Consider the following 1,121-nt stretch of genomic DNA (forward strand, 5'->3'; position numbering starts at 1 on the left):
GTGCGGGCGCTCGGTGCTCCTGCGGAGCAACGGCCGCCCACCGCTTTCCAAAATTATTCGATAATTTTGGAAACCACGCCGGCGCCGACGGTGCGGCCGCCTTCGCGGATGGCGAAGCGCAGGCCGTCTTCCATCGCGATCGGGGCGATCAGCTCGACGGTGAAGCCCACGTTGTCGCCCGGCATCACCATCTCGGTGCCTTCGGCCAGGGTCACGGTGCCGGTCACGTCGGTGGTCCGGAAGTAGAACTGCGGACGGTAGTTCGCGAAGAACGGGGTGTGGCGGCCGCCCTCTTCCTTGGTCAGGATATAGGCTTCGGCTTCGAACTTGGTGTGCGGGGTCACCGACTTGGGCTTGCACAGCACCTGGCCACGCTCGACGCCTTCGCGGTCGATACCGCGCAGCAGCGCGCCGATGTTGTCGCCGGCTTCACCACGGTCCAGCAGTTTGCGGAACATTTCCACACCGGTGCAGGTGGTGGTCTGGGTGTCGCGGATCCCCACGATCTCGATCGTGTCGCCGACGTTGATCACGCCACGCTCGACACGGCCCGTAACCACGGTGCCGCGGCCCGAGATCGAGAACACGTCTTCGATCGGCATCAGGAACGGCTGGTCAACCGCGCGCTCGGGCGTCGGGATGTACTCGTCAACCGCAGCCATCAGCTCGCGGATCGAGTTCTCGCCGATCTCCGGCTTGTCGCCGTTCATCGCCATCAGAGCCGAGCCCTTGACGATCGGAATATCGTCGCCGGGGAAGTCGTAGGAGCTGAGCAGCTCGCGCACTTCCATCTCGACCAGTTCCAGCAGCTCTTCGTCGTCGACCTGGTCGACCTTGTTCATGTACACGACCAGCGCCGGAACGCCGACCTGACGCGCCAGCAGGATATGCTCGCGGGTCTGCGGCATCGGGCCGTCAGCCGCGTTCACAACCAGGATCGCGCCGTCCATCTGCGCCGCACCGGTGATCATGTTCTTGACGTAGTCAGCGTGGCCGGGGCAGTCCACGTGGGCATAGTGGCGTGCTTCGGTCTCGTATTCCACGTGCGCGGTCGAGATCGTGATCCCGCGCGCCTTCTCCTCGGGCGCCGAGTCAATCGCGTCATACGCCTTGAAGTCGCC

General features: G+C 64.6%; 1 protein-coding gene. It reads right to left on the minus strand.

Features of this window, described 5'->3' with window-relative positions:
* Window positions 1-53: 53 nt before the first annotated feature.
* The coding region (gene tuf, locus OEZ49_RS22985; RefSeq protein WP_263390466.1) for an elongation factor Tu at window positions 54-1,121 on the minus strand (1,068 nt) is incomplete at its 5' end.

The organism is Ruegeria marisflavi, assembly GCF_025673445.1.
Classification (GTDB): domain Bacteria; phylum Pseudomonadota; class Alphaproteobacteria; order Rhodobacterales; family Rhodobacteraceae; genus Ruegeria_B; species Ruegeria_B marisflavi.